Annotated in this window: 25 protein-coding genes; 9 read left to right on the forward strand and 16 right to left on the reverse strand. The window is 40.0% G+C overall.

What is annotated here, in order from left to right; translation table 11 throughout:
* Positions 1 to 50: 50 nt before the first annotated feature.
* Genes ACOQO1_RS14250 through ACOQO1_RS14270 form a run of 5 tightly spaced genes read left to right on the forward strand, consistent with a single transcriptional unit; the run spans position 51 to position 4275 of the window.
* Entirely contained in the window at positions 51 to 389 is a 339-nt protein-coding gene (locus ACOQO1_RS14250; RefSeq protein ID WP_420603549.1) for a helix-turn-helix domain-containing protein, read from the forward strand.
* Positions 382 to 1626: a DNA cytosine methyltransferase gene (locus ACOQO1_RS14255; protein WP_420603550.1), complete on the forward strand. Its 1245-nt coding sequence runs from the start codon at positions 382 to 384 to the stop codon at positions 1624 to 1626. Before ACOQO1_RS14250 ends, ACOQO1_RS14255 begins: the two co-directional genes overlap by 8 nt.
* Positions 1607 to 2704 carry a hypothetical protein gene (locus ACOQO1_RS14260; protein ID WP_420603551.1) on the forward strand — a complete coding sequence of 366 codons (1098 nt, stop codon included), beginning with the start codon at positions 1607 to 1609 and terminating at the stop codon, positions 2702 to 2704. Before ACOQO1_RS14255 ends, ACOQO1_RS14260 begins: the two co-directional genes overlap by 20 nt.
* 45 nt (positions 2705 to 2749) lie before the next feature.
* Complete coding sequence (locus tag ACOQO1_RS14265) at positions 2750 to 3652, forward strand: HEPN domain-containing protein (protein WP_420603552.1); 903 nt, start codon at positions 2750 to 2752, stop codon at positions 3650 to 3652.
* A complete protein-coding gene (locus tag ACOQO1_RS14270) occupies positions 3649 to 4275 on the forward strand; it encodes a hypothetical protein (protein WP_420603553.1) in 627 nt (208 codons plus the stop codon). The genes ACOQO1_RS14265 and ACOQO1_RS14270 overlap by 4 nt, the downstream gene beginning before the upstream one ends.
* Before the next feature lie 608 nt (positions 4276 to 4883).
* Here the strand turns inward: ACOQO1_RS14270 and ACOQO1_RS14275 are convergent.
* The gene (locus ACOQO1_RS14275; protein WP_420603554.1) at positions 4884 to 5513 is read right to left on the reverse strand and encodes a TetR/AcrR family transcriptional regulator; all 630 of its coding nucleotides are present in this window, start codon (positions 5511 to 5513) and stop codon (positions 4884 to 4886) included.
* A 60-nt stretch (positions 5514 to 5573) separates the two neighbouring features.
* Between ACOQO1_RS14275 and ACOQO1_RS14280 the strand changes: the two genes are divergently transcribed.
* A complete protein-coding gene (locus tag ACOQO1_RS14280; RefSeq protein WP_420603555.1) occupies positions 5574 to 6431 on the forward strand; it encodes an alpha/beta fold hydrolase in 858 nt (285 codons plus the stop codon).
* Positions 6432 to 6579: 148 nt separating this feature from the next.
* The gene (locus ACOQO1_RS14285; RefSeq protein ID WP_420603556.1) at positions 6580 to 7470 is read left to right on the forward strand and encodes a hypothetical protein; all 891 of its coding nucleotides are present in this window, start codon (positions 6580 to 6582) and stop codon (positions 7468 to 7470) included.
* Positions 7471 to 7487: 17 nt separating this feature from the next.
* Here the strand turns inward: ACOQO1_RS14285 and ACOQO1_RS14290 are convergent, their stop codons facing one another.
* Positions 7488 to 7766 (reverse strand): type II toxin-antitoxin system RelE/ParE family toxin, encoded by a 279-nt coding sequence (locus ACOQO1_RS14290; protein WP_420603557.1) that lies wholly within the window; start codon positions 7764 to 7766, stop codon positions 7488 to 7490.
* Positions 7753 to 8016: a ribbon-helix-helix domain-containing protein gene (locus ACOQO1_RS14295; protein WP_420603558.1), complete on the reverse strand. Its 264-nt coding sequence runs from the start codon at positions 8014 to 8016 to the stop codon at positions 7753 to 7755. The genes ACOQO1_RS14290 and ACOQO1_RS14295 overlap by 14 nt, the downstream gene beginning before the upstream one ends.
* Positions 8017 to 8165: 149 nt before the next feature.
* Here ACOQO1_RS14295 and ACOQO1_RS14300 point away from each other — a divergent pair, with 149 nt between their 5' ends.
* The gene (locus ACOQO1_RS14300; RefSeq protein WP_420603559.1) at positions 8166 to 8858 is read left to right on the forward strand and encodes a nitroreductase family protein; all 693 of its coding nucleotides are present in this window, start codon (positions 8166 to 8168) and stop codon (positions 8856 to 8858) included.
* Positions 8859 to 8879: 21 nt separating this feature from the next.
* Here the strand turns inward: ACOQO1_RS14300 and ACOQO1_RS14305 are convergent, their stop codons facing one another.
* The 11 genes from ACOQO1_RS14305 to rnpA form a co-directional block, all read right to left on the reverse strand.
* Complete coding sequence (locus tag ACOQO1_RS14305) at positions 8880 to 9494, reverse strand: hypothetical protein (RefSeq protein ID WP_420603560.1); 615 nt, start codon at positions 9492 to 9494, stop codon at positions 8880 to 8882.
* The gene (gene dcm / locus ACOQO1_RS14310; protein ID WP_420603561.1) at positions 9466 to 10707 is read right to left on the reverse strand and encodes a DNA (cytosine-5-)-methyltransferase; all 1242 of its coding nucleotides are present in this window, start codon (positions 10705 to 10707) and stop codon (positions 9466 to 9468) included. Before dcm ends, ACOQO1_RS14305 begins: the two co-directional genes overlap by 29 nt.
* A 14-nt stretch (positions 10708 to 10721) precedes the next feature.
* Complete coding sequence (locus ACOQO1_RS14315) at positions 10722 to 11210, reverse strand: GDYXXLXY domain-containing protein (protein WP_420603562.1); 489 nt, start codon at positions 11208 to 11210, stop codon at positions 10722 to 10724.
* Positions 11197 to 12273: a DUF4401 domain-containing protein gene (locus ACOQO1_RS14320; protein WP_420603563.1), complete on the reverse strand. Its 1077-nt coding sequence runs from the start codon at positions 12271 to 12273 to the stop codon at positions 11197 to 11199. The genes ACOQO1_RS14315 and ACOQO1_RS14320 overlap by 14 nt, the downstream gene beginning before the upstream one ends.
* Positions 12255 to 13211: a DUF2157 domain-containing protein gene (locus ACOQO1_RS14325; RefSeq protein WP_420603564.1), complete on the reverse strand. Its 957-nt coding sequence runs from the start codon at positions 13209 to 13211 to the stop codon at positions 12255 to 12257. The genes ACOQO1_RS14320 and ACOQO1_RS14325 overlap by 19 nt, the downstream gene beginning before the upstream one ends.
* Before the next feature lie 124 nt (positions 13212 to 13335).
* Positions 13336 to 14781 (reverse strand): sulfatase-like hydrolase/transferase, encoded by a 1446-nt coding sequence (locus ACOQO1_RS14330; RefSeq protein WP_420603565.1) that lies wholly within the window; start codon positions 14779 to 14781, stop codon positions 13336 to 13338.
* 86 nt (positions 14782 to 14867) lie between these two features.
* Positions 14868 to 15575, reverse strand: a complete 708-nt coding sequence (locus ACOQO1_RS14335; RefSeq protein WP_420603566.1) for a hypothetical protein — start codon at positions 15573 to 15575, stop codon at positions 14868 to 14870.
* A gap of 41 nt (positions 15576 to 15616) precedes the next feature.
* The gene (locus ACOQO1_RS14340) at positions 15617 to 16045 is read right to left on the reverse strand and encodes a MarR family winged helix-turn-helix transcriptional regulator (protein WP_420603567.1); all 429 of its coding nucleotides are present in this window, start codon (positions 16043 to 16045) and stop codon (positions 15617 to 15619) included.
* A gap of 259 nt (positions 16046 to 16304) precedes the next feature.
* Positions 16305 to 18062, reverse strand: coding sequence for an arylsulfatase (locus ACOQO1_RS14345; RefSeq protein WP_420603568.1), 1758 nt, complete (start codon positions 18060 to 18062; stop codon positions 16305 to 16307).
* A gap of 143 nt (positions 18063 to 18205) precedes the next feature.
* The gene (locus tag ACOQO1_RS14350) at positions 18206 to 19834 is read right to left on the reverse strand and encodes a S41 family peptidase (RefSeq protein ID WP_420603569.1); all 1629 of its coding nucleotides are present in this window, start codon (positions 19832 to 19834) and stop codon (positions 18206 to 18208) included.
* The gene (rnpA, locus tag ACOQO1_RS14355) at positions 19812 to 20699 is read right to left on the reverse strand and encodes a ribonuclease P protein component (RefSeq protein ID WP_420603570.1); all 888 of its coding nucleotides are present in this window, start codon (positions 20697 to 20699) and stop codon (positions 19812 to 19814) included. The genes ACOQO1_RS14350 and rnpA overlap by 23 nt, the downstream gene beginning before the upstream one ends.
* Before the next feature lie 559 nt (positions 20700 to 21258).
* Here rnpA and ACOQO1_RS14360 point away from each other — a divergent pair.
* Positions 21259 to 22839, forward strand: coding sequence for a hypothetical protein (locus ACOQO1_RS14360; protein ID WP_420603571.1), 1581 nt, complete (start codon positions 21259 to 21261; stop codon positions 22837 to 22839).
* Positions 22840 to 23033: 194 nt separating this feature from the next.
* Here ACOQO1_RS14360 and ACOQO1_RS14365 read toward each other — a convergent pair whose 3' ends face one another.
* The gene (locus ACOQO1_RS14365) at positions 23034 to 24890 is read right to left on the reverse strand and encodes a M1 family metallopeptidase (RefSeq protein WP_420603572.1); all 1857 of its coding nucleotides are present in this window, start codon (positions 24888 to 24890) and stop codon (positions 23034 to 23036) included.
* Between the two features lies 1 nt (position 24891).
* On the reverse strand, positions 24892 to 26541 hold the full coding sequence (locus ACOQO1_RS14370) for a S8 family peptidase (protein ID WP_420603573.1): 1650 nt from the start codon (positions 26539 to 26541) through the stop codon (positions 24892 to 24894).
* Between the last annotated feature and the right edge of the window lie 3 nt (positions 26542 to 26544).

A 26544-nucleotide genomic window follows, 5' to 3' on the forward strand; every position in this document is an offset into this window, starting at 1 on the left:
ATAAGACTATTTTTTATATTTGACAAAACTGTCAAGGCAAATATTTCAAGATGATAAAAGAAACATTTGGAGAATATATACACAAATTAAGGACAGGAGCTTCCTTGACGCTTACAAAACTTGCTGCAGCACTGGACATTGACCAATCAACGTTATCTAAGATTGAGAACGGAAAGAGAAACATTCCAGAAGAAATTCTGCCCAAGTTAGCTACAACATTCAATTTAGATATTAAAGAGTTGGAGAAGGAATATTTTAGTGAAAAGATTGCGGAAATAATTTATCCAAAAGAAAACTCAAGTGAATTGTTAGAACTCGCGGAAAGGAAAGCAGAGTACAAGAAAATTACAAATCTTAAACAGGGAAAAATAAATTTTAAAAATGCTTAGATATTCAAAAATTCGTAAAGATTTAGACATCGAAAACATGAATGGAAATGCTGAGGACTTAGCATTTTTTACGCATTATTTGCATAACCACGGAAATGGAATATCGAAATCATTCAAGAAAAGGGCAGTTGAATACTTTAATTATCAGAATAGCGAATCGAATATTGTATCTGAACCAGAATTACAGGCAATGCTTCCGATAAATTGGGATATTCCTTTTCCAAGTCCAAAAAATCATGAGTTCACATTTATTGACTTATTTGCAGGCATTGGTGGATTTAGAATCCCAATGCAAGAAATTGGAGGCAAATGTGTCTTTTCATCAGAATTTAATTATCACGCTCAAAGAGCTTATGAATTGAATTTTGGTGAAGTGCCATTCGGAGATATTACAAAACTTAATTTAGATCTAGTTCCGAGACATAATGTTTTGTGTGCAGGCTTTCCTTGTCAGCCTTTTAGTATTTCAGGAAAAATGAAAGGATTTGAGGACACAAGAGGAACTTTAATATATCATGTTTTTGAAATAATTGAGAAAAGAAAACCTGAAGTGGTTTTACTTGAAAACGTAAAACATCTACTATATCACGATAAAAGAAGGACACTTACTACAATTATTCATCATCTTGAGGAATTGGGATATAAGGTTTCACAAAAAGTGCTAAATGCATCTGACTTCGGAGTTCCTCAAAACCGAGAAAGAATAATAATTGTTGGACACAAACAAAAGAAATTTGATTTTTCAAAATTGCAAGCCAAAGGCAAGCCAATTTTAAAAGACTTCTTAGATGAAAAAAATGACTTTGAGTTTTTAGAAGAGCCATACACCATTCTTGATGAGATGAAAACTCAGGATTCAGGATTAATTTTTGCGGGTTATAGAAACAAAACTATTCGAAAAGCTGGAGTACGTCCAAATACTGAACACTTGTCCAGAGTTCACAAACAACCCAATAGAATATATTCGACTGAGGGTGTTCACCCAGCGCTACCTTCTCAAGAATCATCAGGAAGGTTTTGGATTTACCACAAAAATCGTGTGCGCAAACTTACGATTCAAGAATGTTATAGAATTATGGGTTTCCCAAAACATTTCAAGTTAATTAATAATCGTTCGGAACTATACAAACAAGTCGGCAATTCAGTCGCTATCCCGATGATAAAGGAAGTTGCTACTCAAATAAAAGAACAATTACTAATACCAATCAAAATAGCGGATGCCGAATACATTTCTTAAAAAAGCATTTGATGAATCAATGAAACAGGTTGGTTCTGATGACAAAATAAAATCTGATTTACCGATTGAAGTTGCTGTGCATTTGGATGTTATTCTCAATAAATCAGAGTCTTCAAAAGGAGTGCTTACTGTAGTTCTAACGAGTTTGGTTTATAAGTCATTAAATCCTGACCAAGATATTAGAAACCATCAAACTAGTATCGAAAAGGGATATTCAGGCAGAACTTTTGACACTAAATACATCACGCCTTTTTTAAAAAGTGTAAAATTTCCAGCAATGGCAGAAAGTGGTTGGTTAACACGTTCATTGGAGCAAAAAGTTCCTTATGATAAAGACTATTCTGGTGCAATAAGACCAGCTGCCTTAAAGACATCATTCCTAGAAACTATAGATTTTATTCAAAAGGGCAATGATTTAGACAAATGTTTAAGCTACTTAATGCAGGGTCTAATTATTAAAAGAAATAGTCAAGAAATAGACCTTGCAAAACCTTTGAATCTGCCAATAGCAACCATTATAGAATTATTGATAAGGCATTTTAACGTTTCCTATGTTGCTGAAGGGGCTTCTCGCCTTCCTGTATTGGCATTATTTGCTGCTTATGAATGTCTAATGAAAGAAGCTAAAAGGTTTGATGGCAAAGAACTTTTAGAAATCGAAAGTCATACGTCTGCTGATACCAGAAGCGGGAGAATAGGAGATATTGATATAGTTGATGAAAGCGGAAAGGAATTTGAAGCTGTTGAAGTAAAACATGGAATACCAATTACATCTCAATTAGTCAAGGACGCTTTTGAAAAATTTAAGACTACACAAGTAAATAGGTATTATTTATTATCTACAGCTGATATTGACAATAGTGAATCTGAAAAGATTGAACAAGAAATTGAACGAATAAAAAACATTCATGGTTGTCATGTCATTGCAAATGGACTAATCAATTCATTAAAATACTATTTGCGTCTTTTATCTGAGACATCTGAATTTATTTCTAACTATGTGGACTTGATTGAAACAGATACAGCATTGAAATTTGAACACAAGAAAAAATGGAATGAAATAATTTCATCAATGTGATTTTAATGTTCAATAGCGAAACATATTTGCAGAGTTTTCCCAAGATTGACCACCTATACCAAAACCCAAATAATTCCTTACTTTGCGTTTGTGAACCATTTGCCCAAATCCAAACAAGAAGAACTTGAGTTGCTCACCGAGCAGCTATCCGCCCATAAATTGGTGGAAATGGTCATCCTTTTTGGCAGCTACGCCCGAGGCAACTGGGTAGAGGACCAGTATGTGGAAAAAGGCATCACCTACGAATACCGAAGCGATTTTGACATCTTGGTTGTGCTTACCCACGAAGATTTAAAGCAAAAGTTTCGAATAGAGGACAAGATCAAGGCCGAGCTGGTCACAACCGGAAAAGTGACCACACCGGTGAGCCTGATTTTTCATGGCATAAAACAACTGAATGCTTCTTTGACCATGGGCAACTACTTTTTTAAGGACATTAAAGAAGAGGGTTTGGTGCTGTACGATTCCAAAAAATTTAAACTCGCACACCCCAAAAAACTGACTGCGGAGCAGTACCAACAAAAAGCACAGGACCATTTTGACCAGTGGTTTAAAAGCGCAAATAGTTTTCTTATCGATTTTCAGCATGGAATGGACAGGGCAGATTTTCATAAAGCTGCTTTCTATCTGCACCAAGCCGTTGAACAATTTTACACTACAATCCTGCTCGTCTTTACCGACTACCGCCCCAAGGACCATAATTTGGAGAACTTGGGTATAAAAGTGGAAATGTGCGACAAGCGCTTTGCCGTTTTCCCCAAGACCGCTGACACCGAAAAGCACCTTTTTGAACTCTTAAAACGTGCTTATATCGACGCTCGTTACAAAATGGATGAGTACACCATCACCAAAGGTGAACTGGACTATTTGGCAAAACGGGTGAATGAACTAAAAAAGCTTACGGAGGAAATTTGTATGGCTAAGATTGGGGAGATTGGAACAGTATGAGAAAACAGAATTTCATCTTCATTTTTACTCTTATTATGTCTTTTGGGGCTTTTTCTCAAACTTCAAATGGTCAGTTAATTGAATTGACCAATAACAGAGATGAAATTAGGCTTCCAACAATTGATCATGGAACGATTTATATAGAAACGGAAGTTGAAAAACTTCAATGGAAAAAACAAGGAAGTAAAATACCATATCAAACACGCGTTGGTAAAGATGGATATTTTATACTTGATGTATCGGAACTGAAGGGGGAGTATTTAACCATCTATTTTAGTTGCGATGATTATGCCAACGTTGTTATAAAGAACATTCCAAAAGCTTCCTTGAAAGAGTACATTAAAATATTGCCTGCGATTAAGAATATTTGGAAATCGACATGTGGAAGAGACTGTCTAACCGTTGACAAAAAAAGAACTTATAAACGAAAGACCATAACAATCAACAATGGGATAAATAAAATGGTTTTTCAAAGAAAAATAATGAAACCAAAGATTCATGACGAATCAGGAATTGAAATCCCCATTCCATTTATGAACATCTGGCCTCCAGATCAGATTTATTGGTATGAATTTGAGTATAATCGAGAACCATCAAGAAACCACATCCCAAAAAAAGATTAAGCCTTGTCGGAATCTACCTAGAAGGGGCTATTATGATTACACTAAATGGAGGAGATGATTATTGATCATATAAAATTATTAGTATTTATTTGAATGAACCTCTACGAAAAAGTTTTGCTTAGCACATGCTCTTCGTTCGCAAGGACCAATAAAATTGATCCCGTTTGGACAGCTGTTTCAGGACTTTCCATTTTACATGTCCTTAATCTATTGACTGTCGGACTGTTACTGGGTTTTCAAATTGACGGAATTGGGAAAGCGGAATTTGTTGGGATTGGAGCTTTGCTATGTGGGATTCTGATGTGGATTCATTATGAGAAGTTTTTGAAAGGAAATAACTTCTTCTCAAAAACTAAAAATTTAGGTGCCAAGGTAAAATTCTGGTATGGCCTCGGCTCGTTAAGTTATTGCCTTGTGTCATTTGGACTCTTCTTTTGGACAATAGGCGCTTCCTGGGCCCCTTACATTTTATTTTGTGTTGTTTTTGCAGGAGTCTCTTTGAGTGGATACTTGTTTGAAACAAAAACCTAATACGAACATTTTGAATAATTGGTTTGTGGGCAAAACTGATTATGGTTTTGTACCACAAAAAATTGTAACCAAACTCATTACACAAAATAATCCGGCAACAGCTTTTTATACTCTTTTTTGCCCAAGTCCGTAAGGTATGGGTAAAGCATGGACAATAAGTTGTTGGCCTGTTTATCTATATAAACCGCATCAACCTTTTTGGTGTACAAAAAAGTATTGTACAACCAGGTATTGCCAAAATTTACCATCCGTTCTGCTAAAAATTGGCTTTCCAAAGGCCATTCAAAGTTTCTTAGCAACCCCTTTTTCATCAAAAAATTCAATAAAAATATACTTCCATTAATTCTATTTTGATAGGCTTGGTCAAAATGGGTTTTTATTTTCTTGTTCAACCGTAGCAAGTTGTAGAGGTCAGTCCAAAAAAAGCAATAATCCACCATCCGTTGCATACTGGATTGGATGTCATTTTTTACCATTTCCAGGGTAAAATCCTTTTGGTCCAATGTGTTTATCCTATCGTCAAAATCGGCAACCATTTCAAAATATAGCGCCTCCAAAATATCCTCTCGCTTTTTATAGTGGTAATTAAGGTTTCCGGAGCTCATCTTTAATTCCAGCGCAATCATTCTAATGGTCACATTGCTATAACCCTGCTTGTTAAACAACTGTCTGGAAACGTTTAATATTCTCTTTTTTGTACTTTCCATTAGTAAACTTGTCCTAGAGACAAACTTTTTAGTAAATTTGTCCTAAAATTAAATAAAAAAATGACTTCGCTATATAAATCGGAACAAGGAAAAGAGGCCATTCTTAACTTGTATGATGAAAAATTGGAATCCCTGAATATTAAGTATCAATATAAAACCGTGAATACAAGTTTTGGAAAAACCAATATCATTGTAACCGGCGAGCCAAACAATCCGCCCTTGTTCATAATACATGGCTCTAATGGCTGTGCTCCCATTAGCTTGGAAACTTACCCCAATTTATCCACTCAATTCCAGGTATTTGCCATTGATGTTCTTGCGCAACCCAACAAAAGTGCCGAGACAAGATTGAGCATGAAAGATGATTCTTATGGAAAATGGATGAATGAGATAATAGCATCATTAAAATTGGATAAGGTAACTCTGGTGGGTTTTTCTTTTGGAGGGTTGGTGATTTTGAAGAGGCTGATTACGAATGAGGACAAAATCAAGGAGGTGTATTTGTCGGCTCCGGCTTATATCGTAAACGGAAACCCGTTGAAAACTTTGTTCAAAGTATTCATTCCAATGAAGCAGTTTATGAAAACTAAAAAAATAAAGTTTCTAGAGAAATTTTTAAATGGGGTTTTTACCGAGAGGGATGAATTTGCCGTAAAATATCTTTCACAAGTGTTCTTGCATTTCAATATGGATTTCACGCCTGTTCCAACAATAAGTAAAACCGAAGCACAGAAAATAAAAACCCCTATAACCTTGATTGCAGCAAAAAATGACATTATGTTCCCAGGAGAAAAAATGGTCAGCAGAGCATCAAAGATTTTTACATCGCTAAAAAAAACGGTGCTGCTTGAGCATTCCAAACATGTTCTGAACGGAGCGGATAACACTAAAATTGAGGAACTGATTCTTACCAAATAGCATACTTCAACTAGGTATTTGCAAGTAACACAGGCCATTCCATATCAGTGATAATAATTTAACAGAATGCTAGGGAAAAATATCTGAAATGTTGCTGTAACAATTTTACTTTTGCCTCTTCTTATATCATCAAATCAAAAAACACCAAATGAAAATTACGTACCCAATCTTTATTGCGGCATTATTTGCCATGGCATCATGTTCAAGTGACAATGACGATGCACAAAACGACCTTTATGTAAGCATTCCGGACGAACATTTTGAAACCATACTGATCGATCAAGGCATAGATTCAGACGGAATGGTTAACCAGCGAATGCTAAAAACAGACGCCGAGGGAATAACCGAGTTGGATCTAAGCTTTTCTGGAAAAGGAACCATAAAAGATCTAACCGGAATTGAAGGCTTTGTCAATTTGAAACAATTATCCGCAATTCAACAGGAATTGGAGCAGATAGATCTGTCTTCAAACACACAATTGGACACCTTATACTTAATGGGGAACTATCTCACCAGTATTGATGTTAGCAACAACCCAAATTTGATCCTGTTGGACCTTAAGGTCAATTCACTTAGCTCGATTAAGGGTCTATCAAAAACAACCCAATTGAAAGATCTGAGATTATCCTTTAACTCGTTTGAGGAAATCAGTATTAACAACCCTTCCTTGGAGAATTTGCTTATGAGCCATAACGAGTTAACAACTTTTGATGTGGAAGGCGCTGTAAACCTCAAAAATATCTTGCTAAGGCTTAATAAGATCAAGGAGCTGGATTTTAGCTCAAACATAGCCTTGGAAAATGTATTTGTGGACAGCAACAAATTGGAAACCATAAATTTTGGCACCAATATCAATTACAAGTACCTAAACTTACATAACAACTTATTGTCCCAGCTTGATGTAAGCGATTATCATGAACTTGTGAAAATCACCATCAATAATAATCCTGATCTAAGCTGTATTAAAATTGATGCTGGTCAAGAAATACCAACCATTGAAAAATCGGATAATCAGGAGTTCAGCACAGTTTGTGAATAGTTGGACCAAAGGTTTAGCTATCCAAAATCTTGCCGACCAACGATGGCCATAACTTCAACAGTATTGGCAATTACCTTAAAATAAATGCTGTCAGATTTATGAACGCATCTACGATAACCAGGAGCAATTTCTTCAACTGATGGGAAATGCTCTGGGTTTTCAGTTAATCTTTTAAATGCATCAAGGAGTTCTACAATGTATTTTTCTGCCTGTGCTTCACCAAATTGTATGAGGCCATAGTTGTATATTCGGATAAGGTCGTCCTTGGCCTCTGGCGAAAGTTTATACTTGGTCATTTTTAGTTACCCCTTTTTTTATTGCTTTCAATAATTGTTTAGGGGTTAAATCAACAGGCCCTTCGGAGGCCATTCTATCTTCCGATTTTTTAAGCTTGGCCCGGAGCCATTCAATTTCTGTTTGCTTAAACCTTTCTTTGCGGATAAGGTCATTGACCACTTCGCTTTTGCTGGAATATTCCTCACTCTCCACTAAAGACTTTAGCCATTCGTCATTGGGTTTTGTAAGCGATATACTTTGCCTTGCCATGATTGAAGAAATATGATATGGTGCAAATATACACCAAAATAGAACCAATTTCAAACATGGCCCAAGCATACTGCAGTACTATTGCACCGGACTGACTTTCATTTTTTATGTAATTTCCCTCCACAACACATATTTGACAAAAAGAGCACATGAAATCACCCGACCATATCATGATCAAGGGATATAAACACGTCTCATTTGAGGCGGAGCTGTTTTCCGAACAAGAATCCATTAAAAAGAGCATTGCATTCCATGATTGGTTGGACAAGCGAAGATCGGTAAGGGATTTTTCCGATAGGCCCGTATCCAAACAGATTATCGACAATTTGATTATGACCGCCTCGACCGCCCCTTCTGGAGCACATAAACAACCTTGGACGTTTTGCGCAGTTTCCAATCCAACATTAAAAACGGAAATCAGAAAGGCAGCAGAAATTGAGGAAAAAGAAACATATGAACACCGAATGGGTGAACGATGGAAAAAGGATTTAGAGCCGCTGGGCACCGATATGCACAAACCGTTTTTGGAGATAGCCCCTTGGTTGATCATCGCTTTTAAAAAAGCATATACTTTTGGCGAAAATGGGGAAAAGCACAATAATTACTATGTAAATGAATCGATTGGAATAGCCTGTGGCATGTTGATTTCTGCCATTCATAATGCAGGTCTGGTCACACTTACTCACACCCCAAGCCCAATGAATTTTCTGACCAAACTTCTAAACAGACCAAGCAATGAAAGAGCTTTTTTGTTGCTCCCGGTGGGCTACCCTAAAAATCCAGCGTATGTGCCTGACATAAAAAGAAAACAACTGGATGAAGTAGCTGTTTTCTATGAGTAGCAACACTTCATTGAATATGAACTAGATAAATTCCCTGGCCACTCCAATCCTACACAAAAACTCCAATTTTAAAATGAGATTTACAGGATTTTCGGCTTTGTTTTTTCTGGAAAAGAACAAATAGCCTTCGGTTTTTGGGTCGAGATTATCCAACAACAGTTTTCCGTGTAGGTCTGCGTTGGCGGAAATAATTTCTTTTAAAAATGCTTGGGTCAGACCTCTTTTGGCAAAGTAGGAAATCAATTTTTGCCGATTCACAAAGGTGATGTTACAGGAAGTGTACGTTTCGTCCTCATCAGAAAAAATACTGGTGACCAACGCATAAAAATGGGAGACTTTGGACGAATCGAACAGCCAACCGGGTTTTTCAATACCGTTTTTTAGATAGCACAGCTCAAAAGCAAAGGTTGGGAGTGTTTCGTTTATGTAATCCAGTTGTGCTTTTTCATCCACAAAGAAGGTCTGCAGACTTGTTTTGTGCTTTAGGACAAGGTCTATACCCATCAATTGTTGTTTTAGGGCGTGGATGCGCTTAAAATCATAAAACCGTAAATGCTTTTGATAATAAGAATCCAATAAGGAAGAAAGGCGCTTTTCTTTGGTCAGGTCAGCTTTGAAGTTGCTCTTCAAGGGCATTGATTTTCTGGAACAGGGCATTGCCCATTTGTTCCACTATGCCCACCACAAGTGCATTGCCCATAAAAAAGGCTCTTTTGGTATCGGATATACCGTCCAATTTGGTGTGATTTTCGGGAAACATGTTCAACCGTTCCAATTCAACAGGAGAAAGTCTTCGCAGCCCTGTTGAGGTTTGGACCACGTGCTTAAACCGGGATGGGGATTTACCGCCCTCTCCGGTTATAATTGTTCTGGAAGGTTGATCAAGTGCATCAGGGAAGACCATGCTCCCCTCGCTATAATTATATTCAAAACCAGCTTTGGTCTTGCGTATTTCTTTTTTTGCCCCTTTAAGGTATTCCCATTTTGGAATATCTATCTCGGGAATGTAAAACTCAGCTTCTGAAATGTCCTCTAGAATATCGGAAAGAATCGCTCTGGACCCGTAATAATCCGGAATAGTTTTTAAGGTGTGCACTTCATTTTCAATACAGATTCCTGAGTTTAGGAAAGGGGAAAGTCCCTTCTCCAAATTGAACGAATTGGAAAGCGAAACCAAGTCTTTTTCTAAAGAAAAAGAGCTAGGAACTCCCTGTTTTTTAACCGGAAAAGCGGAAGCGATAGTGCCCTGCTCCAAAACCCATTTTGAGGGCGAAGTTCCTTGTAGAGTTTTGTAAATTTCTGTGGATTTGTGGTATCCCAGAAAAAAAACGCGCCTTCGGCGCTGTGGCATTCCATACTCGGCCGCATTGATTATACGCCATTCCACGGCATAGCCCAAATCGTTCAAGCTTTTGAGCATTACGGCAAAATCTCGTCCTCGTTGAGCGGAGGGCGATTTTAACAAACGGTCCACATTTTCAAAAAAGAGATATTTTGGTTTCACTTCTTTTTCTGAAAGAATACGATGAATGGACCACCACAATACTCCTTTTTTGCCAATCAGTCCTTTGGAATTTTTTAGCGTGGTCGCCACGGAATAATCCTGGCAGGGAAACCCACCCACCATTAGATCATGATCTGGAATTTCTGAGGTGGGCACTTCCTCAAGATTGGTGTTGGAATGGTTTTCGGGCCCAAATCGGGCTTCGTAGACCATAGAGGCATGCTGCGTTTTGGTGGAAGGCTCCCATTGGTTGCTCCAGACCACATCATAATTATTAGTCTTTTCCAATCCCAACCGAAAACCGCCCACACCGGCAAAAAGTTCACAAACCTTGAGTTTTTGCATATTCAAAAATAGGGCTATTCTATTTTGTTGTGGGCATCATCATATAAACCCACCAGAATACTATTGCCTTTTTCATCCACTTTTAATCCTCCGTACTTTGCATTTTCGTAGTTCTCTGCTTTTCCTTCCTGAAAGAAAAATGACTCTGCACCAATGTTTATACCTCGCCAACTTTTTCCTGAGTACTCAATAAGGTGTTCATTTTCAGCAACGGGACTCCTATCTTTCTGAAGCCTCACTCGCTCTGCAACGCCATCGGGACGTAATTTTACCACACAAAAACCACGCTTGGGAATGCTGTCCGGTTCAATATCCTCGGAAATAGCATAGCGCAGCTGCATATAGTCACCCTGAATCAATGATCGAGGGTCAACTGGGGCCAATTCCAATAGAATGAGCTGCCCATCTGATAAAATAGCCTCCTTTTTTACCACATTGTTGTTGAAAACAATCAGCAAAATCAAAAGATTTAGAAGAACAATGCCCCATTTAACTTTTTTCATCCTTCTTGAGCATTTTAAGGGTGAACAAATAGAAAGCGATAAAGACCAAACCTGATGAAATCAGAATAATGGATTTGGTCAAGAGTGTAAAATGGAGGTCGTAATAATATTGCGAAACAAAATAGATCAAAGAGACAATACCGATGACCAAGGTTGTTTTATGGTTGATGTAAAAACCAAGCAGAAGAATCAGAATAGCTCCTGAAATTGAAGGACAAAAAAGCGAGGGAAGCAAAGTGAGCACGCTCAATACATAAACCATGGTCTGGTGCTTCCTGTCTTGCATCTTCACAACTTTTATGATATAAGGAACCAAATACAGAATGGAAGCCATGGTAAAAAGCGATGAAATCCAGAGGTGACTGTGCGAAATGGGGATCAAATCCCTTTTTCCAACAGCAATAAGCCCAAACAACAACGAAAAAACCAACCCAATACGGACAGGATCATAAAGTTGGGCCAATTTGTTGTCCTGGGTAATGAGTTTGGCCTCGTTCAAGGACCAAAATACCAGGGTTAAGGTATAAAACCCAAGATACAGGTGCATTAGGAGATATGCGTCATTGTGAATGATCAAGGTCAAGAAACATGTGGCCATAGTAATCATGGCAATGAAAGATTGTATATAGTTTTGGACAATGAACAATGTGGCCAACGCTACAAGTGCAATTAAAAAAGCAACGGTGTTTTCATCAATCTCCAGATATACTAATCCGAAAGCAAGACAAACAATACCGACGATGTAAAAGCATACACCAAAGGTGTCAAGGATAAGCGAGCTGGATAGTTTATTCAGAACCAATGCCGCTACAATGGAAACAATACCAATCCCTAATGGACCAAAATCGTTGTCGAATATGCCGGCAATGGCCAAGAACCCAAAAAATGCCAAGGAGCCCAAAAAACCACCAAAAACAGAGAGCAGTTTTATTGCCAGATTTGATTGTTTTCCATCTTCATTTTCAATGGCGTCAAAAAGGGCATTTTCATCGCAGACAAAACCTTCTCCTTCCGAAGATTTGATGTCCTCCAGCAAACTTTTTACTATACCTGCTTTTTCCATTTCTTCTGAAGATTAAGAAGGAGTTTAATCAATAAGGTTACTCCTCCAATTATAAAAAAACCAACGGTAAAGAACATGCCAGCCCCATCTGATACTTGTATCAAAAAGGAAGAGACAATAATGATTACACTAAACGGAATCAGGGAAAGATATATGAGTTGTTTGTTCCTGAGACCATACCATATACCTGCAGCATAAAACCCGAACACCAATAAGAACAAGACCCAAAAAGAAGCATCAACATTGTCCAAAATTCCCTTGGAAATGGCAATGGTTGATATGGCTACTGATGCAAAAATCAACACATTGGTAAACCAGGGAGGAGACATGATCTTATTTGTAAATCTCGGTCCCAGCACAAAGCAAAGTGTAAACAAACTATTGACGGCAAAGAGCAACAAAAAGACAAAGCTATCGGACCAATTACCGGCCACTTGTTCGGCATAAAGAATTATGGAGATGTTTATCAGGCAAATATAGATGAGCCACAAGGCCGGAAAATTGGAAACAATAACCCAAAGGGTTATCAGCAAGGTCCAACCTAAAAAGAGGTCGTAGGCATTTGCACCGGTTTGGTACACTTGTCCAAAGACCGCCAGCAAAACCCCCACCAAGACCGACGCGGCGGTGATGAGTGTGTTTTTTACCAATGCGTTCAATTTAGAAAATAGGACAACGGACACAACTGCAATGATCAAAACTTCAATAAGCCCAATCTTTGCGAATTTGTGCAGGTCATCCCAGTTGTAGGCAAAAAAGAAAAGAATACCGGCTACGGTAAAAGAGACGCCCAGGCCCAAGAAAAAAAGCATCAAAAACCGTTTCCAGGCATCAGGGCCATTGTAAACATGCTCTTTTAAGTTGTTTGCAATACCATCCACAGACCAATTGCTATGGTGGTTGATGATCTGAATATCTTTTCTACTAACTTTTGCCATTGGATTTCCATATCTCCCAAAACCTTAACCAAATTGTTTGGGAGCACAGCTTTTGTGAATATAATAAAAAAGGGTTACCTCAAGTTACCCACTTGATGTTTTGGCGGTTTGGTTTGACGGATTATCAATTAAAATCAAACTGCTCCAAATCCAAAGGATCGTTCATGGTTTTTTGAAGCGCCAATAGCTCACCCCACAATTTGTCTTTGGTAGAAGCATAATTTGGGTCATCGGCAAGGTCCTTTATTTCAAGAGGGTCATTTGTCAAGTCGAACAGGCGTAATTTACCTGCATTGGGATAGGCGATCAACTTAAAGCCCTCTGATCGGACCATGCGTTGGGTGTTGGTGTAGCAGCCATAAATAGATTCGTAGTTACTGGAACGCTCTCCATTGATCAGGGGCAGAAGGCTTTTAAACTGGATAAAATCCGGTTTTTGGGCTCCCGCTAATTCCAAAATCGTGGGCATCACATCCTGAAGGTACACATCAGCATCTATTTTTTGGTTTTTGGGAATGTTTGGCCCAACAACAAACAAAGGGGTACGCACACTATGATCGTACATGTTCTGTTTGCCCAACAACCCGTGTTGCCCTACGGACAATCCATGGTCGGCAGTAAAAACAATATAGGTGTTTTCCATTTCGCCAGAAGCTTCAAGGGCATCCAGAATCTTTCCAATTTGCTCATCCATGTGGGCAATTATAGCATAATACTCTTGTCTATTCACCTTCACAGAGTATTCTGTTCGTGGAAATGGTGCCAACCGCTCATCGCGTAATTTTCTTCCACTGCCCATTTCTTCATTGTATGGATATTCAGGCAAAAAAGTGCTGGGAAGCGCAATGCTGTCCAATGGAAACATCTGCACAAATTTTTCTGGCGACTGTCTGGGATCATGTGGAGCGTTGAACGCTAAATACATAAAAAAAGGATTATCTTTTTGGGTCGCATCGGCTATAAATTTTGAAGCATCATCAGCCACAACCTCGCTCCAATGTGTACCACCTTTCCAAAATCCATCTTTTGATTTGTCCCATGGTCTCCAAATCGTATCTGTTTCGCTTAATGGTCTGTTATAGCCTTCTTCGGTCTGATTGGGCATACCGGGCCTAACATGAACCACATTTTCAAAAACTTCTTCAGCTGGTTTGGTCACATGCCATTTTCCCGTCATATAGGTGTTATACCCGGCATTCGACATAAGGTTTCCCCATAAAGGCTGTTGATAGCTGTTGGTACGCATCAAAGAATCTGCCTTATGGGCATTCCAAATGTATTGACCGGTCAGCAGCATTGCACGGGAAGCAACGCAAATGGCACCGTTCCACCCACCCATGTTGTACGTATGGGTAAAGGCCACCCCATTATTGGCAAGTTTATCCAGGTTTGGGGTGTGAACTTCATCATTCCCTAAAGTTTTTATGGTGTTGTAGGATTGATCATCAGCAAAAATGAAAACTATATTCGGAGGGGTTTTCTCCCTCTCCACCTCTTTTTCCTTTTCCTTGCAAGAAATGTTAATAAGAATCAAAGCAACAAAACCGAGGAAAAAAAGCGATCTATTCATAATATGGTTGGATTAATCAATGTATAAACATAACAATTTACCAAGGAATGAAATTAACATCACTTTCCGTTTTTGTGAAATAGGCACTAGTTTTTACTTGAGGTTTTTCGGGTTAGTTGAATAATTGACAAAACATGTAAAAACACGGCAAAGGGCATCAAAAATGTGGGCAATAGCAAGTAAGGAAATTGATTGAATGCAATAGGAATACCCGTGTTGCCCCAAATAGCGGGAAAATAAAATGAGGTAATAAAGATAAAAGCAGCGAAAAGAACAACAAGAATCCCAATGATGTTCCAAGCAATGAGCACTTTTGAAGAGGCATTTGGTCGGCTTGCATAAATTGCGATGGCTATGGCGGACAATCCTATCAACACATCATAATTTGCCCCTTCAAAGGTTACCTGAATAGGTAAAACCCCACTTAAAAAGGTAAAATAGAACAGCACCTCAATTACAGCCCTAAAACTTTGAACGGCTACGGGAAGTGCAATGGGAATGGCTGCAATTATGCTGTGGTTCCTGTTCCTAAACAAGAAAAGCACAATAAATAACAACACGGGAAAGACCATAAACAACGGAATCCTGGGCGGGAGGGATAGGTTGTAATAAAAGCCTGTGTTCCAAACAAATAATTGAAGTGCCAACCACGAAAATATACCAATAAAGGTAATGGCCAAGGCCGAATTTCTTTTGGGGTGCACTACACCAATTTTCTTCATGGCATTGTTGAGCGTCCATAGCAAAATGACCAATAGGATTACAAAAAGTAGAACATAAGAAGCTTTGATCATGACTAGAATTTTAAGGTTGTATATACAACCATTGGTTAAAATTATTTACTCAATTTACTTAGTATAAGGTTAATTGCGTTTTCTCCATTTGTTCCCAATATTCCACGAACTTCGGTCATGGCATTGTTCCAGTGCGGAATAATACTTTCAAGAAAGGCCTGTCCGCTTTCCGTGGTAAACAAAAAAGAATCAGAGTTGGTGGAAATATAATTTTTGTCAATCAATCGGGTCAGGTTTCTGTTAACGGTCGATTTTTCCAAATACAATAGCTCCGAAATTCGCTTCTGAGTGATAGAACTCCCCTTGGTGACCACAAAAAGAATGCTCAATTGACTGTCCGTAATATCAAAAGGCTTTAAATGCTTTCTAAAAATATTGGCAATGATCCTATTGCTTTTCCGAATATTCCCGGATATGCATGTGGAGGGATTACATGTTTCAATATTCGGATATTTTGAACTTGTCTGCATAACACAAATATAATCAAATAGTTGTATATACAACTTATTGAAAAATTATCTGTTGACCATTTTGAAGGTGGGATGGATAAAACGGTCAATTCGAGTTTTTTCCAAGGGAAAAAGTATCGAGAATAAGGTTTTGCAACCATGAAATTCTTGTTTTCGATACGATTTTTCAGTTTTCAACCAAAAAACCACTCAAACTGACGAATTTCAAACAAAATGTAGAACAGGCAGGATTATAATCACTTTTCAACAAGTCGGACAGTTAATCTATCTTCTCCATTTCAACCCAAAAGGGGAAAATCCTTTTCCCTTTCCACATATAAAAAGGAACAAGCGAACCTTTCATTTTGGGAAGGGCAACATTTTGCATTTCAATGACATCGGTTTTGGTGTCATTTTTCATTTGGTTGACCACCATGCCCGTTTCCAAAAACATTCTTCCAGATGCTTCAACAGGTTTCACAAACTTAAACTTGATGTTGTAGTTGCCCGGTGCAATTTCTACCTCCCATTTTCCATAGACTTCTTCCTGATTCCATATTCCCCGTTCTCCGGAGGCGTCATTTCTATTGAGGATTATGGGGTTTTCAGCATCATTTCCAACCACAATTGGGGGAGGATTCACAAGATTTTTGGAAGCGATGAGTTCGTGATAAACAGCATCCATTTCCTTTTTTAAATCAACTGCTAAATCTTGGTTTTCCCGTACAATGTTTTGCTGTTCATTGGGGTCTTTTTTAATGTTGAACAGGCCAAAATCGGCAATGGAGGCATTGTAGTTTGTTTGTCCAACCAACTTATGCGCTCCTTTTTGGAGTGCAATATTGTGATAAAGCTCAGGGTATCTTCGCGCCCAGTAAAAAAACAAGGAACGATCTGCCCAATCCACCTTTTTATCTTCCAAAAGGGGCAAAAGGTTCTTCCCGTCAATCTTTCTGTCCGAAGGAACCTCCACCTTACACAATTGTGCCAAGGTTGGCAACACATCAATGTGGGCTGAAGTAGCTTCTATATCCTTGTTCCCTTTAAATTGGGCTGGATACCTTAGGAAAAAAGGAACTCGTACACCTCCTCTATAAACACTTCCCTTTTTACCACGCATACCACCAACATAACGGAGTTGTTGTGGTCCGTTGTCCGTCATAAAGATGATAATGGTATCTTCTGCAATTCCCAGATCACCCACCTTTTTGAGCAACTTTCCAATATTGTCGTCAATGTTGGTGACCATGGCATAGACCCTTCGGGCATCTTCCTTGTCCTTCTCGCTCATTGGGCGGGAGGCAGAATTGTTTTTTTCAAAAGCAATGGACGGATCTATATCCTTGTATTGTTGATAATATTTATCGGGTACTTGCAATGGCGTGTGAGGTGCATTGAAGGAGAGATAACAGAAAAAAGGCTCGTCTTTATTCTGTTCAATAAATTGAACGGCGTTGTCCGCAAAAATATCGGAACAGTAACCCATGTATTTTTCCTGTTCCCCGTTATGCCATAAAACGGGATCAAAATAACTTCGGTCTCCCTCAAAATAGGTGGTAAAATCCCCAACCTGCCCCATTCCGCCGGAAAGGTGAATCAAAGATTCATCAAAGCCCTGATCATTGGGTCTACTGGGATAGTTATCGCCCAAATGCCACTTGCCAAAAATTCCGGTGCGGTATCCGCCTTGCTTCAACATTTCGGCAATGGTTACTTCATTGGAAGCCATAATGGCCCCTCCGTTGTAGGTATCCCTAACACCAGTACGGAGTGAATAACGCCCTGTCATTAAGCTGGAACGCGTTGGGGCACAAACTGGCGACACATAAAAATTAGTTAGGCGAACGCTCTCTTTGGCAAATTGATCCAACACTGGTGTTTTTATCTGGTCGTTTCCGGTGATTCCCAGATCGCCGTACCCCTGATCATCTGTAATGATCAGAATTACATTGGGGCGTTTTTTTTCTTGGGCGTGTGCAACAAAAGTCATCATAGTAGCAATGATGACCATACAAGCGCTTTTCAACTTAAAAATCATGAAGTGTTGTTTTTGGTTTGCCTGCCACCCTTTGTTCAATAAAGAGATGGTTTTACGGAAAGATAGCAAAAATGGCTCACCGTTGGCAAAATGCAGTGGTTACAAGTGCCTTTGCGTTATAAAAACAACAAAAAGAGGTGAATCTACTTTAAAATGCCGTTGTACTTCGCCTTATCGTTCATTAAAGCAGTGGCGGACAAAATAGCCTCATCATGTTTTAGGTAATACTGATAAAGTCCTTCACGGTAGAAGTAGCGTTTGATGATTTCATCCTCAAGATTTTTCTGGATTTCCTTTTTATAGGTATCCAAAGCGGTAATCTTACCCTTGTTCACAGCAAGTAACAGGTCCTTGTATTTTTCCTGAACGGCAGGACCAAGCAAATGTTCATCACTGTTGATGGCATCTTCCAACAAGGTTTCCGTTTCGGTTTGAAAAGAAAAATCCTGAGTCTGCGCATAACGTTTAAAGGCATCAAAATCTGAATCAGAGAAGGCAAACGCATCAACGGAATCAAAGTTGTGATCGTAGTAGTAATCCGTGGCAAAATCAAAGACAATGCTGTTTTGCTGCAAAGCGTCGATTAGGGTATTGGATTTTTGTGAAGTAATTTCAACATCGGGCATAACCCCTCCGCCGTCCTGCACCTTACGTCCATTTCGAGTTGTAAATTCCTTGAAATTTGTATTTCTAACAGCATTCCCTTCCGCATCCCTGTTCCAATAGTCCAAGGATTGTATGCAGCGCCCCGAAGGGGTATAGTAGCGGGAAATGGTCACTTTTAATTGCGTGCCATACGTAAGTTTCAACGGACGTTGTACCAGACCCTTTCCAAAACTTCTTGCCCCCATGACGACGGCACGGTCCAGATCTTGCAATCCGCCAGAAACAATTTCACTGGCCGATGCACTTCTTCCGTTGACCAAAACCACCAAGGGGATATCTAAATCTTCTGCCTGGTTTTTAGTTTTATATTGTTGGTTGAATTTTTTGACCTTGGATTTTGTGGTAACTATCAATTCCCCTTTGGGTACAAACAGATTGGTAACATTAATGGCTTCGGACAACAATCCTCCCGGATTTCCACGCAGGTCCAATACCAATCTTTCAGCACCTTTTCCTTTTAGGTCCCTCAGGGCAGATTTGGTCTGGCTCGATGCTTTTCTGTTGAATTTTGAAAGTACAATATAACCGGTTTTATCATCGATCATGTCGTAAAAGGGAACAGCATCCACTTCAACCCCCTCACGTTTTAGCGTCGCTGTTTTGGTTTCTCCCTGTCTTACAAAAGTGATGTCAACACTGGTATTGTTTGCTCCTTTCAGGAGCTCGCTGGCATTGTCGTCAAAATCGGAAACCTTGATATCCCCAATCTTAATGATCTCATCCCCGGCCTTAAGGCCTGCCTTGTCCGCAGGATAATCTTTGTACGGTTCCACAATCACCAATTTGCTTTCATAGGAACGCACCAACGCACCAATTCCGGAATATTCACCCGCATTGTTGATCTTATAGGCCTCAACATCCTGTTCGTTCAAAAAACGGGTATAGGGATCCAGTTCGTCCAACATGTTTTTAATGGCGGAATCCATAAGTTCCGCAGGATTGGTCTCATCCACATAGTTCATGTTGAGCTCCTTGAAGAGCGTGGTGAAAATCTCAATTTGCTTTGCAATCTCAAAGAAATCACTTTTAAAACTGCTTCCCACCACCAAAAAGGTGACAGCTATAACGGGAATCAGAACTTTTTTACGGAGTATTGTTTTTTTCATGGGATTCTTTTTTTAGAAAAGCCGTCAAAAGCTTGTTCATGGCCTCGTCCACTTCATCATAATCGGGCATCTTATTGCCAAGGTATAAAAATAGAAACGCAAAATTTCCCTCAATCTTGTTAAAAACGGTGTGCTTGTTCAATCTATAGGCTTCCCGCATCAACCGTTTTATACGATTACGCTTTACCGCACTCCTAAACTTCTTCTTTGGGGCGACCACACCAACCTTTATGTTTGTATTGTCCTCAAAATCCGCCTTGGCGTAGATCAGTTTTATGGGAAAGGCCTTTATGTGCTGCCCTTCAACAAAAAGCTGCTCAAAGACTGTTTTGCTTTTGAGCTTTTCATTTTTGGGAAAGCTGAGCTTTTTGGAGTCCGAAGGACTTTCTTCATAGCTATTGCCACCTTGAGGAGATGTTTGGTGTTTTTTTTCGTTTTCTTTGGAATCTTTTTCAATACTATTGTCCCCTTGAGGGGACTTTAGGGGTGTTATCCCTTTTTCTGCGGATAGATTCTCCACTGTTTCTTGAAGAACCAGCAAAACACTAAACATATTGTTTTTTACTTCTGCATCGGAAAAACGAATAAACCGGACACCTTTTTTTTCAAGATGTTGTTCTCTTGAAGCATCTTTTTCATATTTAAACTGATGGGATTCTCCATCGATTTCAATGACCAATTGCAGTTCATGGCAATAAAAATCAACAATGTATTCCAGCAAGGGTACTTGTCTGTGAAATTGTACGCCCAAGCCCCGTTGTTTAATTTTTTGCCATAACAGTACCTCAGACAGCGTGCTGTTTTTTCTTAGCTGTCGGGCAAATTCCTTTAGTTTGGGATTGTATGGAATGATTTTGTTTTTCATGGGACACCCCTAAGGTCCCCTCAAGGGGACAATTTGAATGTTGGCAAGTTACAAGTAAAATTAGACTTTAAATGGCAGACTTCTGACACAAGATATCAGATGTCAGAACACTGACAACTGATAATTGAAACTGACTTCTTCCTTCACAATGGACGGGAAACAGATAGACCGATCAACAAATAAACTCCCAACCTTTCACCCAACACCCCTAAAGTCCTACTTCGGCTTCGCTCAGCACAGGCTCTCAAGGGGACAACGCTTTTTCCCAATCCACTACCTCACTCTTCTACTATTTCACCATCAACTATTAACCAAATTCCAACAATCCAATAATCGAACAATCCAACTTTGACCCTTCACCTTTTCCCTTTCACCCTACATGCATCAGCGAACTGAAAACCGTCCACTGACAACCGACAACTGTTCACTGAACCTCATCCATCAACCCAAACAGGGCATCCGTCAATTGGCAGGGCAATGGCACGACCACCTAATGTATTTTGGGCCTTAATGGGCCTTAATGGGCCTAACGGCCATAGTTTAACCTAAACCTATTGGTATGAAAAATCAATTACAATTCAAGAAACTGATTTACGGGGCACTGCTTGTTTGCATGTGCTTTACCGTACCCTTTGCGTGTAGCAAAGAAGACAACTGTGAGACCAAGACGTATTATTTGGATCAGGACAACGATAACTTTGGAAACAGTGCAGAGTCCAAGGAAGCCTGTACCAAACCAGAGGGCAATTATGTATTAACTGGTGGCGACAGCGATGACGGTGATGACAACGTAAACCCCAATTGTACCAACAAGTTCTATGAGGATGCCGATAATGACGGCGAAGGGGATCTCAATACCGAAACCCTTGCCTGCGAGCTCCCGCTAGTGCAGGGCAAAAAGTATGTGACCAACAAGCTGGATCCAAACGACAAAGATGCCAACATTACCAGCACCAGTGGAGGTAATGGCGGTTGCGAAAACAAAAAGATGTTCTATGAGGATAGGGATGAGGACAAATACGGCGACCCTGACACTGGGGTGGAAGCCTGCGAAAACCCAGACCCTGATAAATATGTAGAGGACAATACGGACTGTGATGACGATGACCCTGACAAAAACCCTGGGGCACCACAGATCACTTATTATGAGGACAACGATGAAGATTTATATGGAAACCCAGATGTGACACAGACAGTAGACGCCTGTGACGATGCCCCAGAAGGTTTTGTGGCCAATGCCGATGATTGTGATGATGAGGACGGAGACCTTAACCCAGATACGCCGGATGTGGAACTATACCCTGATGAAGATGGGGATGGTTTTGGGGATTCTACCGCAGCAAGCATTATGGGCAGCCTGTGTGAAGAAGGTTTTGTGACAAATAATGACGATTGCGACGACACCAATGAAGATGTTTACCCCGGAGCACCCGTGCCTGAAAATGGGTTGACTTATGTAATCTATGATTGCAACAACAGATCTGCCAATGCTGATGTTTGGTTGGGATCAGATACCTCTTTCCAAAAAGTGCACAATGTCCAACATACCAATGAGTCTGGCCAGGACAGAATTACCGATCAGGTATGGTTTACCCGCCATGACTTTGACAACGTAGCAGGAATGTACAGTTTTGTTTACAACTATAAATATTGGCAAGATGCTTACGGTAACGATGCTGAAATAAATGGAAATAACAATTGTGATGATTTGGCAGCTGCATTTCACTTAAGCCCAGGGGGCTGTAACAATTGGGTTGGTGACCATAAGGGAAGTCCGGGTAGAACAAGGTGGGCCATTTTGGAACAGGGTGGCAATACCGATGCCTGGGAAAGTTTTAATCGGTATGGAAAATTGGGGAACCCTGACAAGTTTTACTCTTTTAGCAATATAATGACCGTATTGCACTATTTAGCACAGAACGCTGATGGTATAGGAACGTTAACGGACGACAATTTTATTCCTATTCAGAATGTTGGAGTTGTAGGGTACCCTTCATATGTTTTGGATAGAAGTGAAGTAGAAGGGGTGCTTTTAGGGGTCTATTTACCAGATGAAGATATTTACTTTACATTGACCTTTACGGCTATCAGCGATGTGACGGATACACTTAGTTACACCCGTTCCACGCCCAACAATTAAGTTTTAGTAAGTTAATTTTTGGCTTTATGCCATTGCCCCCAGCCCCTGCTTTTTTATAAAGTGGGGGTTTTTTATTCGCACACAAAAAGCTCCTTCCTAAAAGTGGAAGGAGCTTAAAGTTTATTCAAACAATAGGTGTAATTCGTGTCAGAAATCCTAAAAAACACCCCTTAAGGGGGCAATACTTTTACAACCTAATCCAAGGCTCTTTGGTGTACGTTGTTTTCCCCGTTCACATCGGCCATAAGCTGTGAAGGATCGATCATGATCGCCTTAATTTCACCAATGGGCTTATCAACGACCAAATTGTACGTAGGATGCGCCCAGGACCAATCATCTGCAACGGTCCTTTTTAAATTGGGATAGGGATTTTCCTTTTCGCCCCGCATCATGCGCAAGGGTACATAATAGGTTTCCTGTGTACCATCGGCATTGACCACCAAAATGTCCAAAGGCATGGGCATTTCACCAATCCGTTCCAAGACCACATTGGTTTTCCCACCATCGCCCTCAATAGTTTTTATGCCATAATCAATGGTGTTTGTGGTCTGGGTCCAGTCCGTCAGGTACCAATCCAGTTCCATTCCAGAAACCTTCTCTGCAGTTCTTTTAATATCGTTGGGCACAGGGTGCTTAAACTTGAAATCTTCATAGTATTTTCTAATGGTTTCCATCAGCTTGTCCTGTCCAATAACATAACCTAGTTGCGACAGAAAGATAGAACCTTTGCTGTAGGCCGCAATGCCATAGGCAAAATTGGTGGCAAAACGATCGGCATGGGTGGTCTGTGGTTTTTCCAATCCAGAATTTACCAAGGCGTAGTAACCTTTGTACGAGCCCTCAAACGGATTTTCTTTTCCTTCTTCCATGATCTCGTTCATGCAAAGTGTGCTGATAAAAGTGGTAAAGCCTTCATCCATCCATTCGTATTTGGATTCATTGGTGGCCAAAATATGCTGAAACCATGAATGCGCTAACTCATGAGCCATTACACCAACAAGGCTTCCAAAGCTTCTTTTGCCGGTGATCAGCGTACTCATGGCATACTCCATACCACCATCACCACCTTGGATCACAGAATATTGATCATAGGGATATTTACCTATGTTCTTGCTGAAAAATTTCATGGCCGCCTCTGTCTTTGGCTGTAGTTTTTTCCAGTTTTCAATGATCTCGGGGTCATTTTTGTATAAAAAATGAAGTGTTGGTCCATTTTCCATATTCAGCACATCGTGAATGTACTCTGGATCTGCCGCCCACATAAAATCGTGTACATTGGGTGCTTTAAAATGCCAGGTAATGGTTTTGCCCTTGGTCTTTACGGTGGTTCCCGGAGCCTCATATCCATGGCCTACTTCCTGTGGATTTTGCAGGTAACCGGAACCGCCAACGGTATAATCCTTGTCTATGGTCAATTTTACATCAAAATTGCCCCATACCCCATGGAACTCTCTTCCAATATATGCGTTGGGGTGCCAGCCTTCAAAATCATATTCCGAAAGTTTTGGGTACCACTGGCTCATGGAGAGTGCAACGCCTTCGTTGCTATTTCTTCCGGTTCGCCTTATCTGAAGTGGCACCTGACCTTTGAATTCCATGTCCAGAACCGTTTTTCCACCTGCGGGAATGGGCTTTGCCAGATCTACCACCAAAATGGTCCCTTCTTCATTAAAAGAAACCGAAATACCATCCTGCTTTAGGGATTGCACGTGCAAATAGCCCATTTCGCTTTTCGAAAGGGAGGAAATCCTACTTTTTCCATCAACTGTCATCCTCTTATCAGGATCTTTTACGCTTTGTAGGCGCGCATCCATTTCGCTGCCCGGTTGAAAGGCGTTAAAATACAGATGGTAATACACGCGGTTCAAAACATCTGGCGAATTATTGGTATAGACCAATTTTTGTGTGCCTGTGTACTGAAAGGTCTTAACATCCATGTTTACATCCATGGAATAATCCACATGCTGCTGCCAATACGAAGTATTGTTCTGTGCAGATAGAATAGCGATGCAAGCTATTAGGGAGAAAAAGGATAAAAAAGTTCTTTTCATTTTATTTGGTATTCTTTGTCAATGTCATTTTACCTTTTGAGATGCTGTCTGCCAAAAGAAGCGCATTATAGGCATTGACCATTTTTCCTGATTTTGAAATTTTATCGAAAGTCGTGGCATTTTCTGGATCACCAGAAACAATGACCGAAGCTTTTGTACTTAACCCAGACTCAATAATGATTTGTTTTACCTGTACGGCTGAAAGCTGTGGGTAGTATGATCGGATCAGTGCAGCAACGCCCGCAACAGCCGGAGCGGCCATTGAGGTACCGCCTTGAAAATCGTATTCGTTATTGGGCAATGTGGAATAAATGCCATCGCCAGGGGCAAATACATCTACATTTTGTTTTCCATAATTTGAAAAGGAGGCCACCATTTTAGAGCCATAGCTGCTGGTAAGCGCACCTACGGTTATCACATTATTGGCAAATTCTGAATTCCCAAAATTATGGTCGTTTGGAAAGTTGGGATTTTCTGCATTGTCCAAATCGCTACCATCATTTCCAGCGGCATGTACGATCAGCACATCACGTGATGCGGCATATTTGATGGCATCGTATACCCATTGTGCATTTGGCGAAAAGGACTTTCCAAAGCTACAATTGATGATTTTTGCACCATTGTCCACCGCATAGCGGATGCCGTTGGCAATGTCCTTGTCATATTCATCACCATTGGGTACGGCACGCACACTCATTAATTTCACGTTTTTGGCAACACCGTTAACGCCTTTTCCGTTGTTACGTTCCGCAGCAATGATTCCTGCTACGTGGGTACCATGGCTTTCGGTATCTACCCTATTTTTGGGGTTTCCGTTACCGTACTTTTTGTCTTTTAGGTCATATGGATTGTCTCCAACAGGCGTCCTTCCATCAAAGTCTTTGTTGAGGTTATAATTTACCTGCTCGGTAAAATAGGTGATTCCTTCGGAAAGCTCTTCCATAACATCATGAATGTTTTCTCCATAGGAGAACATCTGGTTAATTACCGCAACATACTGCTTCATTTCCTCCGTTTTTGCCTCAATGGACATCAACTCTTTTTTGGTGTATGAATCTTTGCCGAGTTCCTTTTTAATGGCTTCATCGGCATTTTTCACCACCTGGAAAATCTGCTCGTATTGTTGTTTGTTCTGAAGGGCCTTTGGATATTCCTCATCCAATTTTAGTCGAGCTTTTGCTCTAGCAGAGGCGTCACCTATGTTCAAGCGAAGCATTCTAACATACTCCAACTGCTCATTATAGGCCTCACCCAAAAAATTATACCCATGAATGTCATCAATATATCCATTGCCATCATCGTCCTTGCCATTATTGGGTTTTTCGCCTTTGTTGGTCCACAATACATCATCCAGATCCTCATGCTCCAGATCCATTCCAGAATCCACTACGGCAACAATGACGGTTTTGCCCTTTTTGTTTTTGATGATCTGTTTATAGGCCTTGTCCACACTCATGCCCGGAATGGTATCTGAGATAAGATCTGCATGTCCCCAAGTTTTTTTCTGGTCTTCGGAGAGTTCCGAAATTTTGAGTGGCACAGCATCAATATTTTCCACAGGGGTGGAAACCAAGGTAGTGGCGCCGCAACCCATTAAAAAAATAGAAGCCGAAAGCGAGGCAAATGGTATTTTTATGTATTTGATGTTCATAAA

The organism is Flagellimonas sp. (assembly GCF_965222555.1).
Classification (GTDB): domain Bacteria; phylum Bacteroidota; class Bacteroidia; order Flavobacteriales; family Flavobacteriaceae; genus Flagellimonas.

Bases quoted from the DNA above. Each gene is read 5' to 3' on its own strand.
- ACOQO1_RS14250 (WP_420603549.1), top strand. From the start codon at position 51: ATGATAAAAGAAACATTTGGAGAATATATACACAAATTAAGGACAGGA.
- ACOQO1_RS14255 (WP_420603550.1), top strand. From the start codon at position 382: ATGCTTAGATATTCAAAAATTCGTAAAGATTTAGACATCGAAAACATG.
- ACOQO1_RS14260 (WP_420603551.1), top strand. From the start codon at position 1,607: ATGCCGAATACATTTCTTAAAAAAGCATTTGATGAATCAATGAAACAG.
- ACOQO1_RS14270 (WP_420603553.1), top strand. From the start codon at position 3,649: ATGAGAAAACAGAATTTCATCTTCATTTTTACTCTTATTATGTCTTTT.
- ACOQO1_RS14275 (WP_420603554.1), bottom strand. From the start codon at position 5,513: ATGGAAAGTACAAAAAAGAGAATATTAAACGTTTCCAGACAGTTGTTT.
- ACOQO1_RS14280 (WP_420603555.1), top strand. From the start codon at position 5,574: ATGACTTCGCTATATAAATCGGAACAAGGAAAAGAGGCCATTCTTAAC.
- ACOQO1_RS14285 (WP_420603556.1), top strand. From the start codon at position 6,580: ATGAAAATTACGTACCCAATCTTTATTGCGGCATTATTTGCCATGGCA.
- ACOQO1_RS14290 (WP_420603557.1), bottom strand. From the start codon at position 7,766: ATGACCAAGTATAAACTTTCGCCAGAGGCCAAGGACGACCTTATCCGA.
- ACOQO1_RS14295 (WP_420603558.1), bottom strand. From the start codon at position 8,016: ATGGCAAGGCAAAGTATATCGCTTACAAAACCCAATGACGAATGGCTA.
- ACOQO1_RS14300 (WP_420603559.1), top strand. From the start codon at position 8,166: ATGAAATCACCCGACCATATCATGATCAAGGGATATAAACACGTCTCA.
- ACOQO1_RS14305 (WP_420603560.1), bottom strand. From the start codon at position 9,494: ATGCCCTTGAAGAGCAACTTCAAAGCTGACCTGACCAAAGAAAAGCGC.
- dcm (WP_420603561.1), bottom strand. From the start codon at position 10,707: ATGCAAAAACTCAAGGTTTGTGAACTTTTTGCCGGTGTGGGCGGTTTT.
- ACOQO1_RS14315 (WP_420603562.1), bottom strand. From the start codon at position 11,210: ATGAAAAAAGTTAAATGGGGCATTGTTCTTCTAAATCTTTTGATTTTG.
- ACOQO1_RS14320 (WP_420603563.1), bottom strand. From the start codon at position 12,273: ATGGAAAAAGCAGGTATAGTAAAAAGTTTGCTGGAGGACATCAAATCT.
- ACOQO1_RS14325 (WP_420603564.1), bottom strand. From the start codon at position 13,211: ATGGCAAAAGTTAGTAGAAAAGATATTCAGATCATCAACCACCATAGC.
- ACOQO1_RS14330 (WP_420603565.1), bottom strand. From the start codon at position 14,781: ATGAATAGATCGCTTTTTTTCCTCGGTTTTGTTGCTTTGATTCTTATT.
- ACOQO1_RS14335 (WP_420603566.1), bottom strand. From the start codon at position 15,575: ATGATCAAAGCTTCTTATGTTCTACTTTTTGTAATCCTATTGGTCATT.
- ACOQO1_RS14340 (WP_420603567.1), bottom strand. From the start codon at position 16,045: ATGCAGACAAGTTCAAAATATCCGAATATTGAAACATGTAATCCCTCC.
- ACOQO1_RS14345 (WP_420603568.1), bottom strand. From the start codon at position 18,062: ATGATTTTTAAGTTGAAAAGCGCTTGTATGGTCATCATTGCTACTATG.
- ACOQO1_RS14350 (WP_420603569.1), bottom strand. From the start codon at position 19,834: ATGAAAAAAACAATACTCCGTAAAAAAGTTCTGATTCCCGTTATAGCT.
- rnpA (WP_420603570.1), bottom strand. From the start codon at position 20,699: ATGAAAAACAAAATCATTCCATACAATCCCAAACTAAAGGAATTTGCC.
- ACOQO1_RS14360 (WP_420603571.1), top strand. From the start codon at position 21,259: ATGAAAAATCAATTACAATTCAAGAAACTGATTTACGGGGCACTGCTT.
- ACOQO1_RS14365 (WP_420603572.1), bottom strand. From the start codon at position 24,890: ATGAAAAGAACTTTTTTATCCTTTTTCTCCCTAATAGCTTGCATCGCT.
- ACOQO1_RS14370 (WP_420603573.1), bottom strand. From the start codon at position 26,541: ATGAACATCAAATACATAAAAATACCATTTGCCTCGCTTTCGGCTTCT.